Here is a 21349-nt window from a genome sequence, read left to right as displayed (position 1 = left end):
GGTGAGGTCCTTGCCGCCGATGATCAGCGTAACCGGCATGGCCAGCCGGCCCAGCTCGGCGGCGATGGGCTGGGTCTGAATCATGTCCGAGAGCCGGGCCTGGGCATCGCGGACGATGTCGCCGTCCGGGCTGGCATATTGTCCGGCCAGCATCTCGACCCATCGATCATAGGCCGGCTTCCAGTTGCCGCCATAATAGGTGCGCAGCTGATAGGCCTTGATGGACGCGGCATCGGTCTTGTTCTCGCCGGCGCGGAGGTCGCCGAGATCGGCATAGGGCACGCCTTCGGCGATGGTGTCGTTGAGGCCCAGCGGATTGACCAGCACCAGTGACGACGCCAGTTCGGGATAGAGCAGCCCGAAGCGGACGGCGAGAATGCCGCCGGTGGAGTGGCCGACCAGCACCACGGGCCCGGCGTTCGCCTTCGCCAGCAGGTCGCGGGTCAGTGTTGCCAGCGCGTGGAAGCTGTATTGATAGCCGGCCGGCTTGGACGATTTGCAGAAGCCGATCTGATCCGGCGCGATCACTCGATAACCCTGCCGGGACAGCGCGGTGATGCTGCCCTCCCAGGTGGCGGCGCAGAAATTCTTGCCGTGGAGCAGGACGACGGTCTGGCCCTTGGGATTTCCAACCGGCGCCACGTCGAGATAGGCCATGCGCACCGGAGCGCCCTGCGAGCGACCCTCGAACCACTGGACCGGGAAGGGATAGGCAAACTGCTCGAGGTTGGCGCCGAGCGGGCGGGTCTGGGCGCTGGCAGCGCTGGCGGCCAGCATCAGGGCGGTGACGATCAGCCAGCGCATTGAACTATCCTCTCCTGCTCAGCAGCAGCGGCCGCTGCCCCCCGTGTAGCGGGCGGCCTGGCGTTCCCGGAAGAATTCGGCCTGGGTCATTGGTTCACGGTCCGGGTGCTTGTGGCGGATATGATCGACATAGGTGTTGTAGGACGGAATCCCGACCGCCAGTCGCGCCATGTCTTGCGCCAGCTGCCAGGCGCGCCGCAAGCCGGTGCCGCTCATGCGAATACCTCCTTGGTCGTCGGCCGCGGTTGGCCCAGCGCGTCGCGGCAGGCGCGGACGGTGTAGAACAGCATTGCGACAACCAAGACAATGAAGATCGCGCACAAGGCCGCGTCGACCCGATCGTTGAGGACGATCGCCTGCATCTGGCCGACGGTTTTCGCCGGCGCCAGCAGCTCGCCGCGCGCCATCGCCGCCGAGAACAGGTCGGCGTGCGACAGGAAGCCGACCTTGGGGTCTGCGGAGAACAGCTTCAGCCAGCCAGCGCTCATCGTGCAGATCACCAGCCAGGCCGCCGGTAGGGCGGTCACCCATCCGTAGCGCTGCTTCTTCATGCGGAATAGCACCACGGTGCCAAGCATCAGCGCAATCGCGGCGAGCATCTGGTTGGAGATGCCGAACAGCGGCCAAAGCGTGTTGACGCCTCCCAGCGGGTCGGTGACCCCCTGATAGAGAAACCAGCCCCAGGCCGAAACCGTGAGGCCAGTGGCGATCAGGCCGGGCACCAGTGCCGATGTGTCCCGGAAGCGCGGCGACATGAGGCCAAGCAAATCCTGCAGCATGAAGCGTCCGGCGCGGGTGCCGGCATCGACCGCGGTCAGGATGAACAGCGCCTCGAACAGGATGGCGAAATGATACCAGAAGGCCTTCATCGCCGGGCCGCCGAACATCGCCGAGAAGATGTCCGCCATCGCCACGGCCAGCGTCGGCGCGCCGCCAGTGCGCGAGATGATCGACGTTTCGCCGACTTCGGCCGCCGTGCGAGTGATAGTGGCGGCATCGATGGGGAAGCCCATCGCCGTCACCGCGGCCGCTGCCGATTCCGCTGTGGTGCCGATCACCGCGGCCGGGCTGTTCATGGTGAAATAGACGCCGGGATCGAGGATCGAGGCGCTGATCAGCGCCATCATGGCGACGGCACTTTCCATCAGCATCGCGCCATATCCGATGAAGCGGGCATCGCCTTCGGTGGCGATCAGCTTCGGCGTGGTGCCCGACGAGATCAGCGAGTGGAAACCCGAGACCGCGCCACAAGCGATGGTAATAAACAGAAACGGGAACATCGAGCCCGACCAGACCGGCCCGCCGCCATTGGCAAAGCGCGAAAAGGCCGGCATGCGCAGCTCCGGCGCGACGATGACCATGCCGATGGCAAGTGCTGCAATGGCGCCGATCTTGAGAAACGTCGAGAGATAGTCACGCGGCGCCAGCAGCAGCCAGACCGGCAGCACGGCAGCCACGGCGCCGTAGCCGATCAGCCCCCAGGCGAGCTGGGTGGGGGTGAGGGTGAAAATCGGCCCCCAGACCGGAGAAGCGGCCACGTTCTGGCCGAAGACGATTGCCAGTATCAGCCCGACGAAGCCAACTACGGACACTTCGCCGACGCGGCCAGGGCGGATGAAGCGCAGGTACAGTCCCATCAGCATCGCCAGCGGGATCGTCGCCATGACGGTGAACAGTCCCCAAGGGCTCTCCGCCAGCGCCCGCACGACGATCAGCGCCAGCACGGCGAGGATTATCAGCATGATCAGGAACGCGCCGAACAGTGCGATGACGCCGGCAACCGGCCCCATCTCCATTCGCACGAGTTCGCCCAGCGACCGGCCATCCCGCCGCATCGAGATGAACAGGATGATGAAATCCTGGACGGCGCCGGCGAGCACCACGCCGAACAGAATCCACAGCATGCCGGGAAGATAACCCATCTGGGCGGCCAGCACCGGGCCGACCAGCGGCCCCGCCCCGGCAATCGCCGCGAAATGGTGGCCGAACAGCACATGCCGGTTGGTCGGCACATAGTCGAGCCCGTCGTTGCGGGTATGGGCCGGGGTCGGCCGCGACGGATCGATGCCGAGCACCCGGTCAGCGATGAAGCGGGAATAATAGCGATAGGCGATCAGATAGACTGCGCCGGACGCCGCGATCAGCCACAACGCGTTGATCGCTTCGCCGCGTGCGGATGCGATCACCGCCAAGGACAGGGCCCCGACCAGCGCGACCACCATCCATACGCCATGTTTCGCCATGGCACTCGTCATCAGATTCAGTCTCCTGTTGGCGGTCGTGCCTAGGTTATCGCGTGTAACGCGCGACGACGCGTTCCTTCACCTGCGCACCGTAGATCACACCCTTGCCGTCTGCCCAGATGCCTTCGGCACCGCTAGTGGCGCCGCTGTCCGGATTCGGCTCGAGATCGGGGATGAAGGCGCGGACGACGCCGTCCTTGACCGAACCGACGCGGATGCCGCGCTTGAAGGCAGGATTATAGCCATAGCCGACGGGGCTGCGCGATTCCGAGTCGGCGACGTAAAGCATGTCGTTCTCATCGATGAAAACGCCGCTCGGGCGGCCGAACTGAAGCCATGAAGCAAGGGTCTTGCCGTTCCGGTCGAAGATCTGGACGCGGTTGTTCCAACGGTCGCCGACATAGACCTGTTGCTTTGAATCGAGGGCTATTGCATGGGCCACCTCGATCTCACCCGGATTGGCGCCGCGCTGGCCCCATTGCTTGATGAACTTGCCTTCGGGCGTGAACAGCATGATCCGCGACGGCTTGCCAGCTGAATGGCCGTCGGCGACGAAGATCGTCCCGTCACGGGCCACTGCAACAGCGCAAGCCTCGAGGAAACTGTCCTCTGCCTCGGCTGATACGCCGGCCTTGCCGAGGGTCAGCAGCACCTTTCCGTCGGGCGAGAATTTGACGATCTGGCCGCCCTTGCCGTCGGCGGCGCGCGCGTCGGTGACCCAGATATTGTCCTGGGCATCGATGTAGAAGCCGTGCGGAAACAGGAACATGCCGCGGCCGATGGCGCGCACGAAATTGCCCTCGGAATCGAACATCATGATCGGGTCGAGGTCGCTGTCGGCACAGCTGTTAACGCCGCAGCGATCCGCTATCCAGATATTGCCCTTGCTATCGACAGCGACCCCGCTGGTCGAACCCATGGTCCGCCCAGCGGGCAACTTAAAAAAACTTAGGTCCCTCCGGTAGGGGTTTGCCTGGCTGTTGGGCGCGTTCGCCCCGGTCGGCGGTGCAAGCAACGCCGCCGGGACGGCCGCCATCTCGCCACGCGCCCTGGGGGCAGGGGCGGCAGCTGTGGAGGGGGTAACGGGGGCGCTGGCAGCCGGCGTCGGGGCCGCAGCGGCCCCTACGCCTGCCGGCCGCTGGGCCTGGACGGTGATGCCCATCAGCATCTCGGCGCGTCGGGCTAGCTCGGTGTCGCCGGCCGGGAAGCCGTTGACCTTCAACACATGCGCCAGAATGTCGGCATTGGTCGCCGTGCTCAGCGAGCCCGGGGCATTGAACGGCATCGTCTTGTGGATGCGTTCGAACAAGTCGCCCAGCGACTGGCCGTTCCAATTGGCGATGAACTCCGGCCCGACGACGGGCGGTGCCTCGCCGGTGCCGCCCAGCGAGACGCCGTGGCACACGGCACAGCTCTGGCTATAGGCGGTGGCGCCGCGCGTCGCCTGTTCCTCGGTGTAGACACCGCTCCAGGTCGTCAACTCGGCCATCTGCGCCTGCAGCTGGCCGCTGGCGGCAACGCCGGCCATGACGGCAGCCGTGGCAAGCAGTTTCAATTTGTTACGCACGCATAATTCCTTTCAGCTCAGCGCTGCTCGGGCAGCACAAAGGCGATATACTCGCCTGTCGAGGTGCCGCCGCTGGTCGCCACGATGATGTACTGGCGGCCGTCGATCGCATAGGTCATCGGTGATCCGCTCTGCGGGCCGGACATCCAGACGGCGCCGACTTCCTTGCCGCTCTGCTTGTCATAGGCGCGGAGCATGGCGCCGCGCGGCCGGCCCGGGGGCGCAGTCACCTGATTTTCGCCAGCGATGACAAGGGTCTTGGTGACGAGCGTGCCGATCTGATAAGTCGCCTGGCCCGTTCTCGGGATATCGAGGCCCTTGAGAAGCGGGCTGTTGCGGATGAAGTCCGGCGTCTCACCATGCGGAATCTGCCATTTGATCGAGCCATTGTTGACGTCGATGGCGCTGATCGTGCCGTACGGCGGCTTCACCAGCGGCAGGCCCTGCACATTCAGGCGCCGCACCGGGGCCGAGGGCGCCGGATTGGCGGCCGGCTTCGGGGCTGGGGTGTCGGCGCCGGCGCCTTCGCCGGGACCCATGATCATCACCACCGGTTGACCGGCGACGCCGACCACCCAGTCTATCTCCGACAGGCCTTCGGGCGGCCGCTGCAGGCCGGTGGAGGAAATGCAGGCCTGGCAGGCATAGACATAGGCGATGCCCGATTCCGGATCGAACGAGCCGCCCGGCCAGTTGGTGCCGCCCTGTGCCCAGTTGTTGATGACCCCCAGCTTCTCGGGCGTGCTGACGATCGGCGGTGTGTAGACCGGGCCGAGCTTGTAATTCTTGACGACCTCGAGCGCCTCCGATTTCAACGCGGGGGTGAAATCGATCAGATCGGCCTCGGAAAAGCCGTTGCGTGAATAGGCCGGCGGCTTCGACGGGATCGGCTGGGTGGGCGAATACCATTCGCCCGGGACATCGCCCTGCGGCACCTTGGTCTCGCGGATCGGCCACACCGGCTGGCCGGTGACGCGGTCCAGCACATAGAAGAAGCCCTGCTTGCTGGGGATGCCGACGACCTTGCGCGGCTTGCCGCTGACGGTGACGTCCATCAGCAGCGGCGCCGAGGAGGCATCGAGATCCCAGATCTCGTGGTGGATCAGCTGATAATGCCATTTGCGCTGGCCGGTTTCGAGATCGACCGCGACGAGCGAGTTGGCGAACAAATTGTTGCCGGGACGATGGCCACCGTAGAAGTCGCTGGTGGCGGATTCGACGTTCAGATAGGCAAGATTCAACTCGGGATCGATCGAAACCTGCGTCCAGACCCCGGTATTGCCATTGCCCTCGGCCGAATTCTTCAGCCAGCTGTCATAGCCGACCTCGCCCTTTTTCGGCACGGTGTGGAAGATCCACTTCCGCTTGCCGGTGCGGACGTCATAGCCGCGCACATAGCCCTTGTTGTTGTTGGCGGTGCGCGGCGTGAATCCTTCCCGGAAGGCGGCGCCGATGACGATGGTGTTGCCCGAGACAGCGGGCGCGGCGTGCAGCCCGGCCTCGCCGGTGACCGGATCCAACTCCTGGTCGAAATCCTTCTTAAGGTCGACAATGCCGTTCTCGCCGAAATTGGGGTCGCGCTGGCCGGTCTTGGCGTCGAGCGAGATCATCTGGTAGCCGATGGTGACATAGAGGATGCGCTCGTTGGTGCCGTCGGTCCAATAGGACAGGCCGCGGCCCGACAGGGCACGCGGCGAAGCGGCGCCGCGCTCGCCCTCGCGCAGGCTGTGCATCCACAGCAGCTCGCCGGTCTTGCCATCGAGCGCCACGACGCCGCGCCGGGTGCCGGCGGTGGCGTAGATGCGGCCGCCCACCGCCAGAGGCGTGCCTTCCAGCTTGTACTCGGGCCGCGTGCCGATCGAGTCGGTCTTGAACCGCCAGGCGACTTCGAGATCGTTGAAGTTGCTGGCGTTGATCTGCTCCAACGGCCGGTAGCGGCTGCCGGCGAGATCGGCGTTATAGGTCGGCCAGTCGGTGTTCGGTGCGGCCGGCAGCGCGGTCTGTGCCATGGCGGCACCGGCGACGCCCAACAGGGCGGCTGCCAGTATCGTGCGCGTCATTGTTCGAGTCATGCCCATCTGCCTCATCGTTCCTCCCCGAATTTTCATGCGACTTCGCGCTGCACACGCTCGAGTGCGGCCTTCATCGAGGCCATCTGTTCGTCGCTGAGCTGGTCATAAGGTACGCGCGTGTACATGCGCGGCCCGCCCATCTGCAGGCCGAGGACATATTTCATCGCCGCATAGGTGTTGGTGCCCTGCGTTGCCGGGCGCATGATCGCCTGGGTGGCGCGCAGACGCTGCAATTGCGCCTTCCAGTCGCCCTTGGCGCGATAGGCCTTGAAGATGTCGGCGCAGCGGCTGGACCACATGTTGCCGTCGGCGAGGATGGTGCCCATCCCGGCATTGAGCGCCGGCTCCAGATTGTTGCTGGTGCCGCAGCGCATGTTGAGCTGCGGGAAGGCGGCGAGAAACGCCGCATAGCCCTCGGCGCTGCCGGACGAATCCTTGATGCCGGCAAGATGCGGATATTGTTTGAGGTTGTTCATCAGCTCGATGGTAATCGGTGCCTCGCTCATGCCCGGGATATGGTAGAGGTTGATTGGCACCTGCACCGCATCGAACAGCTGCCTGTAATATTGCGTCAGCCCGGCGAGCGGCGGCGTGTTGAAATAATAGGGCGGGATCACCAGCAGCCCGTCGGCGCCATTGTCCTGCGCATGCCTGGCCAGATCGATCGTCTCGGTGATGTTGGCCGTGCCCGGCCCGACGATGACATTCATGCCATTCTTGTTCTTGAGCACGACCTCGGCGATCGCCTTGCGCTCGGCAACCGAGAAGGAGGCGAACTCGCCCGAGGTGCCGAGCACGACGACGCCGTCGGCGCCGGACTTGCGGTGCCACTGCATGATCGCCTGCATCGCCCCGGGATCGAACTGGCCATTGGCGTTGCACGGCGTGACCGAGGCCACCCAGTACATCGTCTTGGTTGGGCTGCCGAGCTTCATCGTCTGGGCGCTGGCCGCGGTGCCGGCGAGCAGCCCGGAAGCGGCCATCCCGCCGATCATGCCGAGGCTTCCCCTGCGCGTCATGTCCATGTCTGTCCTCCCAATATTCATGCCGATATCGGCGTCTTCAGTTGATCGTGGCACATCCTCCCCGGCCGGCCAATGCGGCGGGGAGGATAGCCAGGCTCAGAACTTCAACCGCGCACCCACCCGGAAGGACGTGCCGATGGCATCGTAAATGTCGTTCCGGATCGGCGCGAAGTAGGTGACCGAGAAGCCGCGCGTAGGACCGGCCGCAACATTGGGCGGGGCGGTGTTGAGCAGATTGTCGACCGCCCCGAACAGCTGGACTTCCTCGGTCAGCTGATAGCTCGCGCGCAGGTCGATATAGGCGATCGGCGGGATGCTGTTGTCATCCACGTCAAGCGGGCCCCAGTCGACATTGAGCTTGGCGGCGCCGATGAAGCGCGTCTGGAAGGTGCCCGAGAACGGCCCGCTGGCATAAGTGGCCGAGAAGTTGCCACGGGCCCGCGGGAAACCGGTCGCCGTCGAATCCGCGCCGAGCGATCCGACGAAGCTATTGACGTTGCCGAGCAACTCCTGCGTGCCGGTGATCACATAATTGCCAAGCAAGCGGAATTGCAGGTTTCCGGTAAACAACGGTACCGACCAATCAGCCTGGAAGTCGAGGCCGCTGGTCTTGCGTGATGCCAGGTTGAGCGGGGCCCGGCGGAACTCCACGAACTGACCGGCGCTGTTGTAAACATAGGATTCGCAGAAAACCTGTTCGCCGGCGAGACAGCGATCTTCGATTTGCGTCGTGCTCACCGATTCGATCGATCCTGCCACGGCGATGTTGTAATAGTCGACGGACAGCGTGAAGCGGTCAAGGAAGCTTGGCCGAAGCACGACACCGGCCGCGAAGGTCTTGGCGACTTCCGGATCGAGATCGGGGTTGCCGCTGACCACCGAGAACACCGTGACCAGCGGGCTGCCCGCCGGCTGGCGCGGATCGCGGAACTGGCCCTGGGTACTGATGCCGGCGCTGAACAGCTCGTTGAGGTTGGGCGCCCGGATGTCGCGTGAATAGGTGGCGCGCAGCCGGATCGAGTCGTTGAGTTCCGAGGTCACGCCGACCTTCCAGGTGGTGACGGTGCCGCTGGTGCTGTAGTCGGTAACGCGCGCGGCGCCATTGATGTTCAGCGACTTGATGAAGCCATCCTTGATGATCGGCACATCGAGTTCGACGAACGCTTCCTTCACATTGTACTTGCCGCTGAATGCAACGAAGTTCGCCACCGGATAGATGCGGGCGGCCGCGCCGGCGTCTACGGTGATGTTGCCTTCCTCGGTGCGATACTCGCCGCCGAATGCGATCGGGATTTCACCAGCCGGCATGCTGAATGGCAGCGTGCCCTGGAATGACAGGGCATAGACCTGCTGTTCGAGATCCTGGCGCTGGAAGTTCACGCCCGGCCCGATATTGGTATAGGCAATCGCCTCGGGCGAGGCGACGCCGGTGCCGAAGATGTTGAGCGGCACGCAAGCCGGATCGTCATTAGCCGGGTTGGTGTCGGCGTTGACGCGGCAGACAATCTGTCCGCCGGTGTTCCGCACCGCATCGATGGCCTTGTTGTAGTTCGATACGATGGTGTTGTTGGTGGTGCTCTGGTCGACGATGACCTTGCCGATCTGGGCATAGGCATTGTATGTCCAGCCGCCGCCGATATCGCCCTCGAACGATAGCACGCCGCGCTTCAGCGTCCGTTCGGTGACGGCAACCGGAATGCCGAGCGACTGTTCGAAGTCATCGAGATCATAATCGCCGGGCGTGATGTTGTTCATGTTGGTCGTGCCGAAATTGAACTGGGTCGCCCCGGCGGCGGTCAGTTGGTCGCGGACCGACTGCGGCAGGAAGGCATTATCAGAACGCACGACGATGTTGCCCAGTCGGGTGTAGGGCACCGAATTGTTGCGTGCGCGCGTGCGGCCGTAATTGCCCTGCAACGAGATGCGCAGCCAATCGGCGACTTCGTACGACCCGTATCCGAACAGCGTCGTTGCGCGGAACTCGGTCGTCAGGTTGCTGATGGAAGGGTGCAGCGTCTCGACATCGGAAGCGACGCCGCCGGAGACGATGCCGGGCGTGAAGGTGGACGTAGTACCGTTCGGGCCGAACTGGATGTTCCTGAGGCTCGCCGGATTGGTCGCGACATTGGTGATCAGGCCGCCGGTCGTGGCGTTGGAAAGCCCGACATTGTCGGCATGGATCAGGCGGGGCTGGCCATTGCCGACGGCGAAAGCCGGGTTGTTGACCAGCTGCGTGTAGCGGTTCCAGCTCCGCTGGTTGGAAAAGATCGTCTGCGGGCTGTCCTGATGGTTGGCGGCGAAGATCAGCCGGCCCTTGTCACCGGCAAAACCGGTGCCCGCCGCCATCTGCAGCCGGTAGCTGCGTTGGTCCCAGTTAGAGTTGTTGCCGCCTTCGGCGCTGATCCGCAGGCCGTCGAAATTCCGGTTGAGAATCAGGTTGACGACGCCGGCCACCGCGTCCGAGCCATAGGCTGCCGAGGCGCCGCCGGTCACCACATCGATGCGCTGGACCAGCATCGTCGGCATGGTGCCGATGTCGACCTGGCCTGTAACGTTGGATTGGGTGACACGCTGGCCATCGAACAGCACCAGCGTGCGCGTCACGCCGAGCTGGCGAAGGTTGATGGTGTCGAGGCCGGTGATGCCGCCAACGATGTTGCCGGCGCCCTGGCCATTGTTGGGCGAGGACGAGGCGCCGACCGCCGGCAGTTCGCGGATCGTGTCACCGATCGAAATCTTGGCGTCGCGCTGGATGAGCTCTTCGCCCACCACCGTGACCGGCGTCGGCGCTGTATAGCCGGAAACCGCCAGGCGGCTTCCGGTGACGACAATGGCTTCCTCGGGCGCGTCGACCGCGGCACTGGTTGCGTCCGTCCCCGGGCCAGACTTTGCGGCCTGGGCGGCCACCACGCTGGGCATCATCAGTCCGGCAACGATTGCGCCTGCAGACGCCGCGAAGAAAAGATGGTTCCTGATCAAGACTTAACCCTCCCACTGTTTGATTTTATAATTGGTTGATATTCTCCGGCGGCAATTTTTGCCGCGCCGGATACCCCGTCAACATCTTGAACAAACTCGTGAACTAGTCAGAATTGTCCGAATGCAAGTTCATGACTGCAATTCCTTCCCTGGATTGTCGCCTGGCTTTTCGCCGGTCGCTCTTTTCTGAGTTCAAGTTAAGCGCGGCAGGCTTCAAACTGCATTACAGGATTGAAACACGCGATAAAAACTTTTGGCGTATGCCTTAAGGCCACAATTGGGGAGCTGCCCAACGATGGCGGCGGGAGTTGCGGCAGGGATGCGGGCACTATTGAACGTCAACGGCACTCCGCGCGATGTCGACGCGCCCGATGATATGCCGCTGCTCTGGGTTCTGCGGGATCTGCTGGCGCTGACCGGCACCAAATATGGCTGTGGGCTGGCGTTGTGCGGGGCGTGCACCGTTCATGTCGACGGCAAGCCCGTGCGCGCTTGCCTGATGCCCTGGACCGCGGTCAAGGATCGCGCCGTCACCACCATCGAGGGAATAGGCGCGACACCTGCCGGCGCCCGCGTGCAGAAGGCCTGGCTCGATCTTGAAGTCGTCCAGTGCGGTTATTGCCAGTCGGGACAGATCATGTCGGCAACCGCGCTCGTGGCCAACAATCCCCAGCCCGACGATGCCGATATCGATGCCGCAATGTCCGGCAACATCTGCCGCTGCGGTACGTACAACCGCATCCGCGCCGCCATTAAGCAGGCCGCCGGAGACGCCGCATGACGGCAGGTTCCCGCGCAGGGCTCTCCCGCCGGGCGCTGCTCGGCACCGGCGTCATCGCCGGGGCGACGACGCTGCTCGGCTTCCGGCTCGGGCCGCTGCTCGCCGAGGAGGCGGCTATCGGCGATGCGGTCTTCGCGCCCAATGCCTTCATCCGGCTCGGCCGGGACGGGATCTTCACACTGATCATGCCCCAGCAGGAAATGGGCCAGGGCGTCCACACCGGCCATGCCCAGCTGATCGCCGAGGAACTCGAGGTGCCGCTGGCGATGGTACGGATCGAGCATGCCGGCCCCGATGACCTGCTCTATGGCGGCCCCCGCCAGCGCCAGGGCACCGGGGGGTCGAACTCGATGCGCGGCGGCTTCTATCTGCAGCTGCGCCAGGCCGGTGCCGATGCGCGCGCCTTGTTGCTGCAGGCGGCCGCGCTCGAGCTGGGGGTTCCAGTCAACACGCTGACCGCCGCAGAGGGCAAGATCACCGATGCCGCCAGCACGCGATCGCTGGCCTACGCCGATCTGGCGGCCCGCGCGGCGACGATCCGGTTGCGGGTGCCCGCGGGCCTGAAACGGGCCGAGGATTTCAAGCTGATCGGCACCTCGCCGCGGCGGCTGGACACGCCGCAGAAGGTCGTCGGCGCCGCCGTTTATGGCATCGATGTGTTTCCGGGCACGGTGCCGGTCGCGGCGATCGCGGCGGCGCCGATGATCGGTGGGATGGTGCGCGGCGTCGATGACCGGGCCGCGCGGGCGATGCCGGGCGTCCGCCAGCTGGTGGTGCTCGACAATCTCGTGGCGGTGGTGGCCGAGAACAGCTGGGCCGCCATCAAGGGCATGCGCGCACTGACAATCGACTGGGCGGACGGGCCGCATGCCGGGCTGAGCCAGGCAGCCATTTGGGAGTCGCTCCGGCAGGACAGCCGAAAGCCCGGCGTCCTCGCCCATGAGCAGGGTGACGCGACGGCGGCGCTGGGCGAGGGGGAGATGATCGAGGCCGAATATGAGCTGCCGTTCCTCTCCCATGCGCCGATGGAACCGCTCAACTGCACCGTCCATGTCACTGCCGACAGCTGCGAACTATGGGTTGGTACGCAGGTCCAGACCCGCGCCCAGGCGCAGGCCGCCAAGGTGCTGGGGCTGCCGCCTGGCAAGGTAACGCTGCACAACCATATGCTCGGCGGCGCCTTCGGCCGGCGGCTGGACGTGGACATGATCGAGACCGCCGTGCGGATCGGCCGCGAGGTGGAAGGCCCGGTCAAGGTGATGTGGACGCGGGAGGAGGATATCCGCCAGGACACGGTTCGCCCGGTCTATCATAATCGCATGGCGGCGACGGTCCGGGACGGGCACATTCATGGCTGGTCGCACAAGGTTTCGGCGGGCTCGGTGCAGCTGCGGATGAGCGGCAAGCCGCCGAAGGACGGGCTCGACAATGGCTCGGTCGATGGTGCCACCGAACTGCCCTATGACATCCCGAACCAGCGCGTCGACTATGTCCATTCGGAGCCGCTGGCGGTACCGATCGGCTATTGGCGCGGGGTCGGCCCCAACAACACCATGTTCGCCGTCGAGTGTTTCATCGACGAACTGGCGCGGGCGGCCGGGCGCGATCCGGTCGATTTCCGGCTGGCGATGCTCGGCCCGACACCGCGCCTTGCCAATGCCGTCCGTGTTGTCGCCGAGAAAAGTGGCTGGGGCAGCAAGCTGCCGGCGCGCCATGGCCGCGGGCTTGCATCGCACAGCGTGTTCGGCTCGCACCTTGCCACGGTGGCGGAGGTCGAGGTCACACCCGAAGGCGATGTCCGGGTGGCGCGCTATGTCTGTGCCATTGACTGCGGGGTGGCGGTCAATCCGGACACGGTCATCGCCCAGATCCAGGGCGGCATATTGTTCGGGCTGGGCGCGGCCCTGCATGAGCAGATCACGGTGCGGAACGGCCGGATCGAACAGAGCAATTTCAACGATTACCGCGTGCTGCGAATGTCCGAGGCGCCGCCCGTCGAGGTGCATGTGATCACATCGACCGACGCGCCCGGCGGAGTCGGCGAACCCGGCACCACCGCCGCTATCCCGTCGCTGGCCAATGCCATCGCCGATGCCACCGGCATTCGGCTGCGGCGCATGCCGATCGACCGGGCGCGGCTCGTAAAAGGGGCACGGGCATGACGCGCGTCGGAGGGTTTTTGCTCGGCGGCGTGGCGCTGCTGGCGCTCGGCGGTGCCGCTGTGGCCACCTGGTATCGCACGGCGCCGGCTGCTGCCGAACTCGTCGGCGGCGATCCGGTTGCGCTTGCCGCCTATCGCGGCCCCGACCCGACCGGCGTTCCGGCGGCGCTTCGCGGCGCGTCGCTGGTCGAGCGCGGCGCCTATCTGGTGCGGGCTGCGGATTGCGAGCCCTGCCACAGCGCCCCGGGCCGCCCGGCCTTTTCCGGCGGCCGCAGTTTCTCGCTGCCGTTCGGCAACATCCATTCCTCGAACATCACGCCCGACCCCAGCCACGGCATTGGCGGCTGGACCGACGAGCAGTTCGTGGCCGCCGTCCGCCACGGCGTCAGGCGCGATGGCACGCCGCTTTATCCGGCGATGCCGTACACCAGCTATGCGGCAATGACCGAGGCGGACGCGCTGGCGATTCGCGCCTGGCTGGCCACGCTGCCGCCTGCCGCGCTCCCGGTGCCGGTCAATACGCTCGGCTTCCCCTTCAACGAGCGCCGGCTGATGACGGCCTGGAACTGGCTGTTCGCCAAGGACGAGACGTTCCGCCCGGACCAGCAGCGCTCGCCGCAATGGAACCGCGGCGCCTATCTCGCCGAGGCGCTCGGCCATTGCAGCGAATGCCACACGCCGCGCGGCCCGGCCTTTGCAGTGGACAATCGCCGCAAATATGCGGGCGCGCTAACCGGCGGCTGGATGGCGCACAACCTCACCTCGCATGCGCAGTCCGGTATTGGCGGCTGGAGCGATGCTGAACTGGCCACCTATCTGCGCACCGGCTTCGCGGTCGGGCGCGGCGGCGCCGGCGGCCCGATGGGCGAGGCGATCGACCATGGCCTGCGCTATCTGACTGGCGATGACATCGCCGCACTCGTTGCCTATCTGCGAACGCTGCCGCCGATCGATACCGTTGGCCCGCGGCGGACGCGCCCGGCCGCCGAGGGCTTCGCAAAAGCAAGTGGCGGCTCCGAAGGCGAGCGGGTGTTCGCCGCCAATTGCGCCGGCTGCCACGACTGGACCGGGGTCAGCCCGCTTTCGCCCTATGCAACGCTCACCGGCCTGCGCGGCGTCAATGATCCTGGCGCTGCCAATATCGTCCAGTCGGTGCTCAATGGCGTGCCGCGCCCGGCGCCGGACGGCATGGCACCGATGCCGGCGTTCGGCTCGACCCTGTCGGACGGCGAGGTAGCGGCGGTGGCCAATTTCGTCTCGGCGCGGTTCGGCTCGCAGGGGTCGCAGCTCGATGAGCGTCAGGTTGCGCAGTTGAGGGTCGAAGGCCGGCACTGATTTCCAGGCGGCTCACGCGGCGGCGCGGTCGTCCTGACCATCGGCGGGGGACCGGCTGTCACCGGCGACGAGTATCGCATCGCCGGGCGCTGCAATTGCCGGAAATGTTGCCGTCATCAACAGCCCGCCTTCGGGCCGGTTGCGGGCATGCAGCATACCGCCATGCGCGATGGCAATCGATCGCGCGATCGACAGCCCGAGCCCGACACCGCCCGTCGCACGGTTGCGAGACGGGTCGCCGCGATTGAACGGCTTGAACACATCGTCGAGCATCGACTCGGGAATACCGGGTCCCTGGTCGGCCACCGTCACCACCACACGCCCGTCTTCGGTTCTGATCGCCACTTTTGCACCTCCGCCATAGGTCAGCGCATTGTCGACCACATTCTGAAACAGCCGGCCCAGCGCCAGCTCGTCGCCAAGCATCCAGCCGGCCTGCGGCTCGAACGTCAAATCATGCCCCATCGCCTGCCCATTGGCGGCGATCACTGCGAGGATCTGTGACAGGTCGACCGGCCGCATGTGCAGAAGCTCGCCGCCACCGGGGCGCATGAAGGCGATGGTCGCCGCGATCATCGCCCGCATCTGTTCGATATCGTTCATTACTGCCGAGCGCACGGAATCGGGTGCCCCCTCGATACGAAAGGCGATGCGGGCGAGCGGCGTGCGCAGATCATGGGCGATGGCCCCTATCATCGCCGTCCTCTCGGCCAGCATATCAGCCAGCCGTTTCTGCATCGCATTGATCGCCTGGGCCGCATTGCGCATCTCTACCGACCCTTCGAGCGGCACCGCTGGCGCATTGTCGGCACCCGCCCGTTCGGCGGCGGCGACGAACCGCTTGATGGGGTCAGACATCTGTCGCGCAAACAGATAGGCCAGCGGCAACACCAGAAGCAGCGCAAAGATGAAGTTATAGACAATCCGACGCTGGACACGTGTGATTGTCGGCCGTTCCGGCGTGCGCACCATCCGCCAACTGCCATCGTCCTGCTGCACGGCGGCGATGACCGTATTGTAGAATTGCGGCTCGCCGAGGCGCAGTGGCACGCCGGCGTCATTCTGCTTGTAGCGAAACGGGAAATTGGTCTGGTCCGCCTTGTAGAACAGGCGCACGCGCTCAACAGGCACCTTGAGCTGCGCCGCAAGATCCGAACTGATCTGCGCATGGGTCCGCATGTTGCTGTCATCGGTCGTGGGCGCTTCGGCAACCGTGGACACGGTAAGTTGCGGATCGGAGTATCGGCCGCGTAGCAGCCCGCGCGGGTCATCGAGCGATTCCGCGATGTCACGGAGCGCATAGAAGTCGAGCCGCGGCTGCGGAAATGCCATGGTGAAGAAAATCGAGACCGCTCCCGAGGCGATCAGCGTGAATACGATCAGCCACAGGGTCTGCCAGAGCAGCGGCAGGCGGCCAAAGCGGAAGCTCATGCCGGCTCCGCGGTCAGGGTCATCATATAGCCCCCGCTGCGGATTGTGCGGATTGGATCGTCCTCCCCCAGCTTCCGCCGTAGCCGACTGACCGTCACATCGATGGCGCGATCGAAGATCTCGACATTCTCGCCCCTGGCGGCATCGAGCAGATTGTCCCGCGACAATATGATGTTCGGGCGGTCGAGCAGCGCGGTCAGCGTCCGGAATTCGACATCGGTCAGCGAAACCTCGGCGCGACCGACACGGCTGATCGTGCGCGCCACCAGATCAAGCGTCCAGTCGCCGAAGCGCAGGCGAACGGCCGGCCCCCCGGCCTGGCGCTCACGGCGGCGCAGCACTGCCCGAATCCGCGCCAGCAATTCGCGAGGATTGCACGGTTTCGGAAGATAATCGTCTGCGCCTTGCTCTAGGCCGACGATGCGGTCCATGTCTTCCCCGATCGCCGACAGCATGATGATCGCCGGTCGATTATTGCCCTTGATACGCCGGACGATCGAAAGGCCGTCCTCGCCGGGCATCATCAGGTCGAGCACGATCAGGTCCGGCGCATCGCTGGCGAGCAGGGCATCAAGGTCATGGCCATCGCTGGCGAGCGAGACCCGCATATCCTGTCCGGCGAGATAGTTGCCGATCAGGACGCGCAATTCAGGGTCATCGTCTACAACAAGAATGTGCGGCTTTGGATGGTGTGCCGGAGCCGGCGCAGGCACTGTCGCCGCTCTCGTCACTTGGCTTCGCCATCATCAGCATAGCCAAGTCCAGAAAACGACCACAGCCGCACCGAACGCTTCACAAGGGCCTCTTGATTGCCGACACTTTCGCCCTGCAACACAATAAAGGCGAACTGTATAAGGTCCGCTTGCGCCCGGCAAGGCCGACACAAGCCTCTTAGCGCCGCCAGCCGCGCATCGGGCAAGGCGACGATCAGCCGCCTGCAGCCGGCACCTGCTCCGGCAAGGCCTTCAGATAGGCCCCGATCGCCGCCCGGTCCACGTCCGGCAGTTCGGCGAGGTTGCGCTGGACGGTCGCCATCGAGCCGCCGACCGAATCATACTCCGGGGTGAAGCCGGTCTTCAGATAGTCGGCAATTTCGGCGGCAGACCATTCGAGGCTATCAGGGTCGATGCCGGGCACCTTGCCGTCACCCTCGGCCGCCGGGGCGCCGGCCAGCCAATGGGCCGTATCGAGGCCGCCGAGGCCGGAGAGGCTGCGCGGCGTGTGGCATTCTGCGCAATGGCCCGGTCCTTCGACGAGATACTGGCCATGCCGGGCGGCAGCGGAGGCGTTGGCGGGGAGAGCGACGACCGGACCCGCATCGGCCATGAAGGCCCGCTTCCACAGACCGATGCCGCGGCGCAGGCTGTAGGGAAAGGAGATGTCGCTTGCCGGCGCCTTGCCAGCGACGGCAGGCATGGTCTTTAGATAGGCGTAGAGATCGGCGATATCGGCCGGCGTCATCCGTTGATAGGCGCTGTAGGGGAAGGCCGGATAATAGTGACGACCGTCCGGGCTGACGCCTTTCTGCATGGCATTGGCGAAATCGGCCAGGCTCCAGCCGCCGATGCCGTCGGTCGGGTGCGAGGAAATATTGGGCGCTTGGAACTTGCCGAATTTCGTTTCCAGCGCGGCGCCGCCGGCCAGCTTCAGCCGGTCATCGCCGCGTGCGGCCGAGGGCGCGTGGCAAGACGCGCAACCGCCAACCCAGAACAGCCGGGCGCCGCGTGTCGGGTCGGCGCCCGCTTCGTCGGCAATCTGGTCGGCCTCGAGGCGCAACGGTCTGGTCAGCGCCCAGAAGGCGGCGGCACCGACCAGCAGCAGGGCGAGCAGAAGGCCGGCGCGCCGCATTACTTCTTGATGCGGAAGGTTTCGTGGCAGGTCTTGCAGTTCTGCGCGACCATGCCGAACTGCTGGCCAAAAGCGGCGAGCGTTGTCGGCTTGGCCGCCATGGCGGCGGCGGTGTCCTTCTCGAACTTGGCGAGCGCCGCCTTGAACTCGGCCGGTTTGGCCCAGATGCTGGGCGCCGCTTCGGTGTCACCACCGGTCTGCGAACCGGCCGGGAAGTGCTGGCCGAAACTGCGGGCGACGTCGTTCATGCTCTTGAAGATGGCCTGGGCCTTAGTGGCATCGAAGGGGATGACGCCCTTCAGCATGTCGCCGCCGGCCTTGGCGTCGCGGCCATTGGCCTTCATCAGCGCCTGGCGGGTTTCGATCGGTCCGGTCTGGGCCAGGGCCGGGGCGGCGACCATGGCGAATCCCGTGGCAAGCATCAATGCGATCTTCATCGTCGGCTCTCCTCAAAGGGTTACGCTAGCATAACAGCCGAGATGTCGCAGCGACGCAATTGCGCACCTCGCCGCAGCGCGGCGAGGTGCGGCTTGCGCGCGTTCTGCCGAGTCAGAGCTTCGAGGTGAGTTCCGGTACCAGGGTGAAGAGATCGCCGACCAGGCCGACATCGGCGACCTGGAAAATCGGCGCTTCCTCGTCCTTGTTGATGGCGACTATGACCTTCGAGTCCTTCATGCCGGCCAGATGCTGGATGGCGCCCGAAATGCCGACGGCGACATAAAGCTCCGGCGCGACGATCTTGCCGGTCTGGCCGACCTGGTAATCGTTCGGCGCATAGCCGGCATCGACAGCGGCGCGGCTGGCGCCAACGGCGGCGCCGAGTTTGTCGGCGAGAGGATCGATGACTTCATGGAACTTGTCCGAGCTCCCGAGCGCGCGGCCGCCGGAGACAATGATCTTGGCGGCGGTCAGCTCGGGGCGGGCCGAAGAGGTCAGCTCCGCGCCTTCGAAGCGCGCCTTGTCCGAGGTGGCGCCGGCGGCAACCGCCTCGATGCTGGCGCTGCCGCCGCTGGTGGCGGCCTTGGCGAAGGCGGTGCCGCGCACGGTGATCACCTTCTTGGCGTCCTTGCTCTGCACGGTGGCGATGGCGTTGCCGGCATAGATCGGCCGGGTGAACGTGTCGGCCGATTCAACCGACAGGATCTCCGAGATCTGCGCTACGTCGAGATGGGCGGCGACGCGGGGCGCAATGTTCTTGCCGCGCGTGGTGGCGGGGGCGACAAAGGCGTCGTAGCCGTCCATCAGCCCGACGATCAGCGGCGCGAGATTTTCCGCCAGCGCATTCGCATAGGCGGCGTTATCGGCATGCAGCACCTTGGTAACGCCGGCGACCCTGGCGGCGGCTTCGGCGACGGCGGCGCTGCCCTGGCCGGCAACGAGGATATGAACCTCCCCGCCAAGTTCTGTGGCGGCGGTCACGGCGGCGAGCGTCGGATCCTTCAACGCGCTGTTGTCATGTTCGGCCAGAACCAGAACGCTCATGCGACCACTCCCAGAGTCTTGAGTTTGTCTACCAGCTCATCGACTGTCTTGACCTTGATCCCGGCCTGGCGCTTCGACGGCTCGACGACCTTGAGGATGGCGAGACGCGGGGAGAGGTCGACGCCGTAATCGTCGGCGGTCTTCTGCGCGATCGGCTTGGACTTCGCCTTCATGATGTTGGGCAGCGACGCATAGCGCGGCTCGTTCAGTCGCAGGTCGGTGGTGACGACCGCCGGCAGCGTCAGCGCCACGGTCTCCAACCCGCCGTCGACCTCGCGGGTGACGTGCACGCTCTCGCCCTGCGGATCGACCTTGCTGGCAAAGGTGCCTTGCGGCCAGCCGAGCAGGCCGGCGAGCATCTGGCCGGTCTGGTTGGCATCGTCATCGATCGCCTGCTTGCCGAGGATGATCAGGCCCGGCGCCTCTTCCTCGGCGATCTTGGCGAGGATCTTGGCGACGCCCAATGATTCCGTCGGCTGGTCGGTGGTGACAAGAATGCCGCGGTCCGCGCCCATCGCCAGCGCGGTGCGCAGCGTCTCGGTCGCCTGCTGGACGCCGATCGACACAACGATGATCTCGGTGGCGACGCCCTTTTCCTTCAAGCGACTGGCTGCTTCGACAGCGATTTCGTCGAACGGGTTCATGCTCATCTTGACATTGGCGAGGTCTATCCCGCTGCCATCCGCTTTGACCCGAACCTTTACGTTGTAATCCACGACCCGCTTGACGGGGACAATAACCTTCATGCCCGATAACTCCACCGGCTGAATTTTCCGCCCTGCGCTTGCGGCAACCGTGCTCGCCAGTCAACCTTGGGGGTGTCGCACGCGTGGCAAAATGCCGATTTCGCCGCTAAATGGGCCTCAAAAACGGGATTTCGCTCAAAAAAGCGCCACACTGTGGTTGAAAATGCGGCATTTGCCTCTATTTTAGACAAGCGGACCGGGCCCCTCTGGCGATCCTCCTGCAAGGGATCGTGATGTCGGACCGTATCGGATGACTCCGATGCCGGCTGAGGCCTTGCCTCGCTCGCAGGCGGTTTTCCGATCGATGCACGATTGCACGATGAGGAGAGTTCAATGTCTGTTATCCTGACCACGCTCGCTGCCGCCGCCCTTGGCGCCAGCGCCCCCGCAACCGTTTCCCATCAGGTCCCGGTGACCCATGGTTCGACCACGGCCACAGCCATTTATGAAGCGAAGCCGCAGATCACCACCCGCAATATCGGGCTTTCGCCCGGCACCCGCCAAGGCAGCCGCCGTTGTGTATGGACGGCCGATATCATCGTCGAGCGGCATCTGAAGGGCGAGGAAGGTGTCGCAATGCGCACCCTCGCGCCGGGCAAGACCATTTCGGGCAGCCGGCCCGGCCATTGCCGCAACGGCACCAAGGCGATCAACGATGAGATCGCATCGCGCGCGCCCGAAATCCGCGAGCATTTGATGGCCGTCGCCGAACGGGATGGGCGCGAGCTGCGCACCGAACTCGAGACGATGGGCGCACCCTCGGCGAGCTGAGTCAGCGGAGCCTTCGCCAGCTGGGGAGCTTGCCCTCCCGGACCAGGCGTCCGCTCACGGCATTCGTCACCGGCTGCTTCCCGGGCCTCCCCAGCCGCTGAAGC

Annotated in this window: 17 protein-coding genes; 4 read left to right on the top strand and 13 right to left on the bottom strand. The window is 65.2% G+C overall.

Annotated elements, in window-relative coordinates:
* The 7 genes from ACTIFJ_RS05310 to ACTIFJ_RS05280 all read right to left on the bottom strand — a co-directional run.
* Positions 1 to 804: alpha/beta fold hydrolase (locus ACTIFJ_RS05310; RefSeq protein ID WP_439533050.1), on the bottom strand; the 804-nt coding region annotated here is incomplete at its 3' end.
* A gap of 18 nt (positions 805 to 822) precedes the next feature.
* Positions 823 to 1020, bottom strand: a complete 198-nt coding sequence (locus tag ACTIFJ_RS05305; RefSeq protein WP_439533049.1) for a YbdD/YjiX family protein — start codon at positions 1018 to 1020, stop codon at positions 823 to 825.
* Complete coding sequence (locus tag ACTIFJ_RS05300) at positions 1017 to 3047, bottom strand: carbon starvation CstA family protein (protein WP_439533055.1); 2031 nt, start codon at positions 3045 to 3047, stop codon at positions 1017 to 1019. The genes ACTIFJ_RS05305 and ACTIFJ_RS05300 overlap by 4 nt, the downstream gene beginning before the upstream one ends.
* A 46-nt stretch (positions 3048 to 3093) precedes the next feature.
* Positions 3094 to 4614 (bottom strand): c-type cytochrome, encoded by a 1521-nt coding sequence (locus ACTIFJ_RS05295; protein WP_439533048.1) that lies wholly within the window; start codon positions 4612 to 4614, stop codon positions 3094 to 3096.
* A gap of 17 nt (positions 4615 to 4631) precedes the next feature.
* Entirely contained in the window at positions 4632 to 6674 is a 2043-nt protein-coding gene (locus tag ACTIFJ_RS05290) for an outer membrane protein assembly factor BamB family protein (protein WP_439533047.1), read from the bottom strand.
* A gap of 44 nt (positions 6675 to 6718) precedes the next feature.
* Positions 6719 to 7705, bottom strand: coding sequence for a dihydrodipicolinate synthase family protein (locus tag ACTIFJ_RS05285; protein ID WP_439533046.1), 987 nt, complete (start codon positions 7703 to 7705; stop codon positions 6719 to 6721).
* 102 nt (positions 7706 to 7807) lie between these two features.
* Positions 7808 to 10633: a TonB-dependent receptor domain-containing protein gene (locus tag ACTIFJ_RS05280; RefSeq protein WP_439533045.1), complete on the bottom strand. Its 2826-nt coding sequence runs from the start codon at positions 10631 to 10633 to the stop codon at positions 7808 to 7810.
* A 376-nt stretch (positions 10634 to 11009) separates the two neighbouring features.
* Between ACTIFJ_RS05280 and ACTIFJ_RS05275 the strand changes: the two genes are divergently transcribed.
* From ACTIFJ_RS05275 to ACTIFJ_RS05265, 3 genes are read left to right on the top strand one after another with little or no spacing between them, the layout of a single operon-like run.
* Entirely contained in the window at positions 11010 to 11471 is a 462-nt protein-coding gene (locus tag ACTIFJ_RS05275) for a (2Fe-2S)-binding protein (protein WP_439533054.1), read from the top strand.
* A complete protein-coding gene (locus ACTIFJ_RS05270) occupies positions 11468 to 13633 on the top strand; it encodes a molybdopterin cofactor-binding domain-containing protein (protein WP_439533044.1) in 2166 nt (721 codons plus the stop codon). The genes ACTIFJ_RS05275 and ACTIFJ_RS05270 overlap by 4 nt, the downstream gene beginning before the upstream one ends.
* Entirely contained in the window at positions 13630 to 14967 is a 1338-nt protein-coding gene (locus tag ACTIFJ_RS05265; RefSeq protein ID WP_439533043.1) for a c-type cytochrome, read from the top strand. The genes ACTIFJ_RS05270 and ACTIFJ_RS05265 overlap by 4 nt, the downstream gene beginning before the upstream one ends.
* A gap of 12 nt (positions 14968 to 14979) precedes the next feature.
* Here the strand turns inward: ACTIFJ_RS05265 and ACTIFJ_RS05260 are convergent, their stop codons facing one another.
* From ACTIFJ_RS05260 to ACTIFJ_RS05235, 6 genes are all read right to left on the bottom strand, one after another.
* On the bottom strand, positions 14980 to 16398 hold the full coding sequence (locus ACTIFJ_RS05260) for an ATP-binding protein (protein ID WP_439533042.1): 1419 nt from the start codon (positions 16396 to 16398) through the stop codon (positions 14980 to 14982).
* A complete protein-coding gene (locus tag ACTIFJ_RS05255; RefSeq protein WP_439533041.1) occupies positions 16395 to 17111 on the bottom strand; it encodes a response regulator in 717 nt (238 codons plus the stop codon). Before ACTIFJ_RS05255 ends, ACTIFJ_RS05260 begins: the two co-directional genes overlap by 4 nt.
* Positions 17112 to 17325: 214 nt before the next feature.
* Entirely contained in the window at positions 17326 to 18246 is a 921-nt protein-coding gene (locus ACTIFJ_RS05250; RefSeq protein WP_439533040.1) for a c-type cytochrome, read from the bottom strand.
* On the bottom strand, positions 18246 to 18683 hold the full coding sequence (locus ACTIFJ_RS05245) for a c-type cytochrome (protein ID WP_439533039.1): 438 nt from the start codon (positions 18681 to 18683) through the stop codon (positions 18246 to 18248). Before ACTIFJ_RS05245 ends, ACTIFJ_RS05250 begins: the two co-directional genes overlap by 1 nt.
* Before the next feature lie 112 nt (positions 18684 to 18795).
* Positions 18796 to 19728, bottom strand: a complete 933-nt coding sequence (locus ACTIFJ_RS05240) for an electron transfer flavoprotein subunit alpha/FixB family protein (RefSeq protein ID WP_439533038.1) — start codon at positions 19726 to 19728, stop codon at positions 18796 to 18798.
* Positions 19725 to 20474 (bottom strand): electron transfer flavoprotein subunit beta/FixA family protein, encoded by a 750-nt coding sequence (locus ACTIFJ_RS05235; RefSeq protein WP_439533037.1) that lies wholly within the window; start codon positions 20472 to 20474, stop codon positions 19725 to 19727. Before ACTIFJ_RS05235 ends, ACTIFJ_RS05240 begins: the two co-directional genes overlap by 4 nt.
* 333 nt (positions 20475 to 20807) lie before the next feature.
* Here ACTIFJ_RS05235 and ACTIFJ_RS05230 point away from each other — a divergent pair, with 333 nt between their 5' ends.
* Positions 20808 to 21245: a hypothetical protein gene (locus tag ACTIFJ_RS05230; RefSeq protein ID WP_439533036.1), complete on the top strand. Its 438-nt coding sequence runs from the start codon at positions 20808 to 20810 to the stop codon at positions 21243 to 21245.
* Positions 21246 to 21349 lie beyond the last annotated feature (104 nt).

The sequence above is a fragment of the Polymorphobacter sp. genome (assembly GCF_051860865.1).
Classification (GTDB): domain Bacteria; phylum Pseudomonadota; class Alphaproteobacteria; order Sphingomonadales; family Sphingomonadaceae; genus Sandarakinorhabdus.
The sequence above is the reverse complement of the archived record's forward strand: the minus strand, read 5'-3'. Positions and strand labels throughout refer to the sequence as shown.

Bases quoted from the DNA above. Each gene is read 5' to 3' on its own strand.
- ACTIFJ_RS05235 (WP_439533037.1), bottom strand. From the start codon at position 20,474: ATGAAGGTTATTGTCCCCGTCAAGCGGGTCGTGGATTACAACGTAAAG.
- ACTIFJ_RS05300 (WP_439533055.1), bottom strand. From the start codon at position 3,047: ATGGCGAAACATGGCGTATGGATGGTGGTCGCGCTGGTCGGGGCCCTG.
- ACTIFJ_RS05245 (WP_439533039.1), bottom strand. From the start codon at position 18,683: ATGAAGATCGCATTGATGCTTGCCACGGGATTCGCCATGGTCGCCGCC.
- ACTIFJ_RS05260 (WP_439533042.1), bottom strand. From the start codon at position 16,398: ATGAGCTTCCGCTTTGGCCGCCTGCCGCTGCTCTGGCAGACCCTGTGG.
- ACTIFJ_RS05305 (WP_439533049.1), bottom strand. From the start codon at position 1,020: ATGAGCGGCACCGGCTTGCGGCGCGCCTGGCAGCTGGCGCAAGACATG.
- ACTIFJ_RS05290 (WP_439533047.1), bottom strand. From the start codon at position 6,674: ATGACGCGCACGATACTGGCAGCCGCCCTGTTGGGCGTCGCCGGTGCC.
- ACTIFJ_RS05275 (WP_439533054.1), top strand. From the start codon at position 11,010: ATGCGGGCACTATTGAACGTCAACGGCACTCCGCGCGATGTCGACGCG.
- ACTIFJ_RS05250 (WP_439533040.1), bottom strand. From the start codon at position 18,246: ATGCGGCGCGCCGGCCTTCTGCTCGCCCTGCTGCTGGTCGGTGCCGCC.
- ACTIFJ_RS05280 (WP_439533045.1), bottom strand. From the start codon at position 10,633: ATGATGCCCAGCGTGGTGGCCGCCCAGGCCGCAAAGTCTGGCCCGGGG.
- ACTIFJ_RS05270 (WP_439533044.1), top strand. From the start codon at position 11,468: ATGACGGCAGGTTCCCGCGCAGGGCTCTCCCGCCGGGCGCTGCTCGGC.
- ACTIFJ_RS05240 (WP_439533038.1), bottom strand. From the start codon at position 19,728: ATGAGCGTTCTGGTTCTGGCCGAACATGACAACAGCGCGTTGAAGGAT.
- ACTIFJ_RS05265 (WP_439533043.1), top strand. From the start codon at position 13,630: ATGACGCGCGTCGGAGGGTTTTTGCTCGGCGGCGTGGCGCTGCTGGCG.
- ACTIFJ_RS05285 (WP_439533046.1), bottom strand. From the start codon at position 7,705: ATGACGCGCAGGGGAAGCCTCGGCATGATCGGCGGGATGGCCGCTTCC.
- ACTIFJ_RS05230 (WP_439533036.1), top strand. From the start codon at position 20,808: ATGTCTGTTATCCTGACCACGCTCGCTGCCGCCGCCCTTGGCGCCAGC.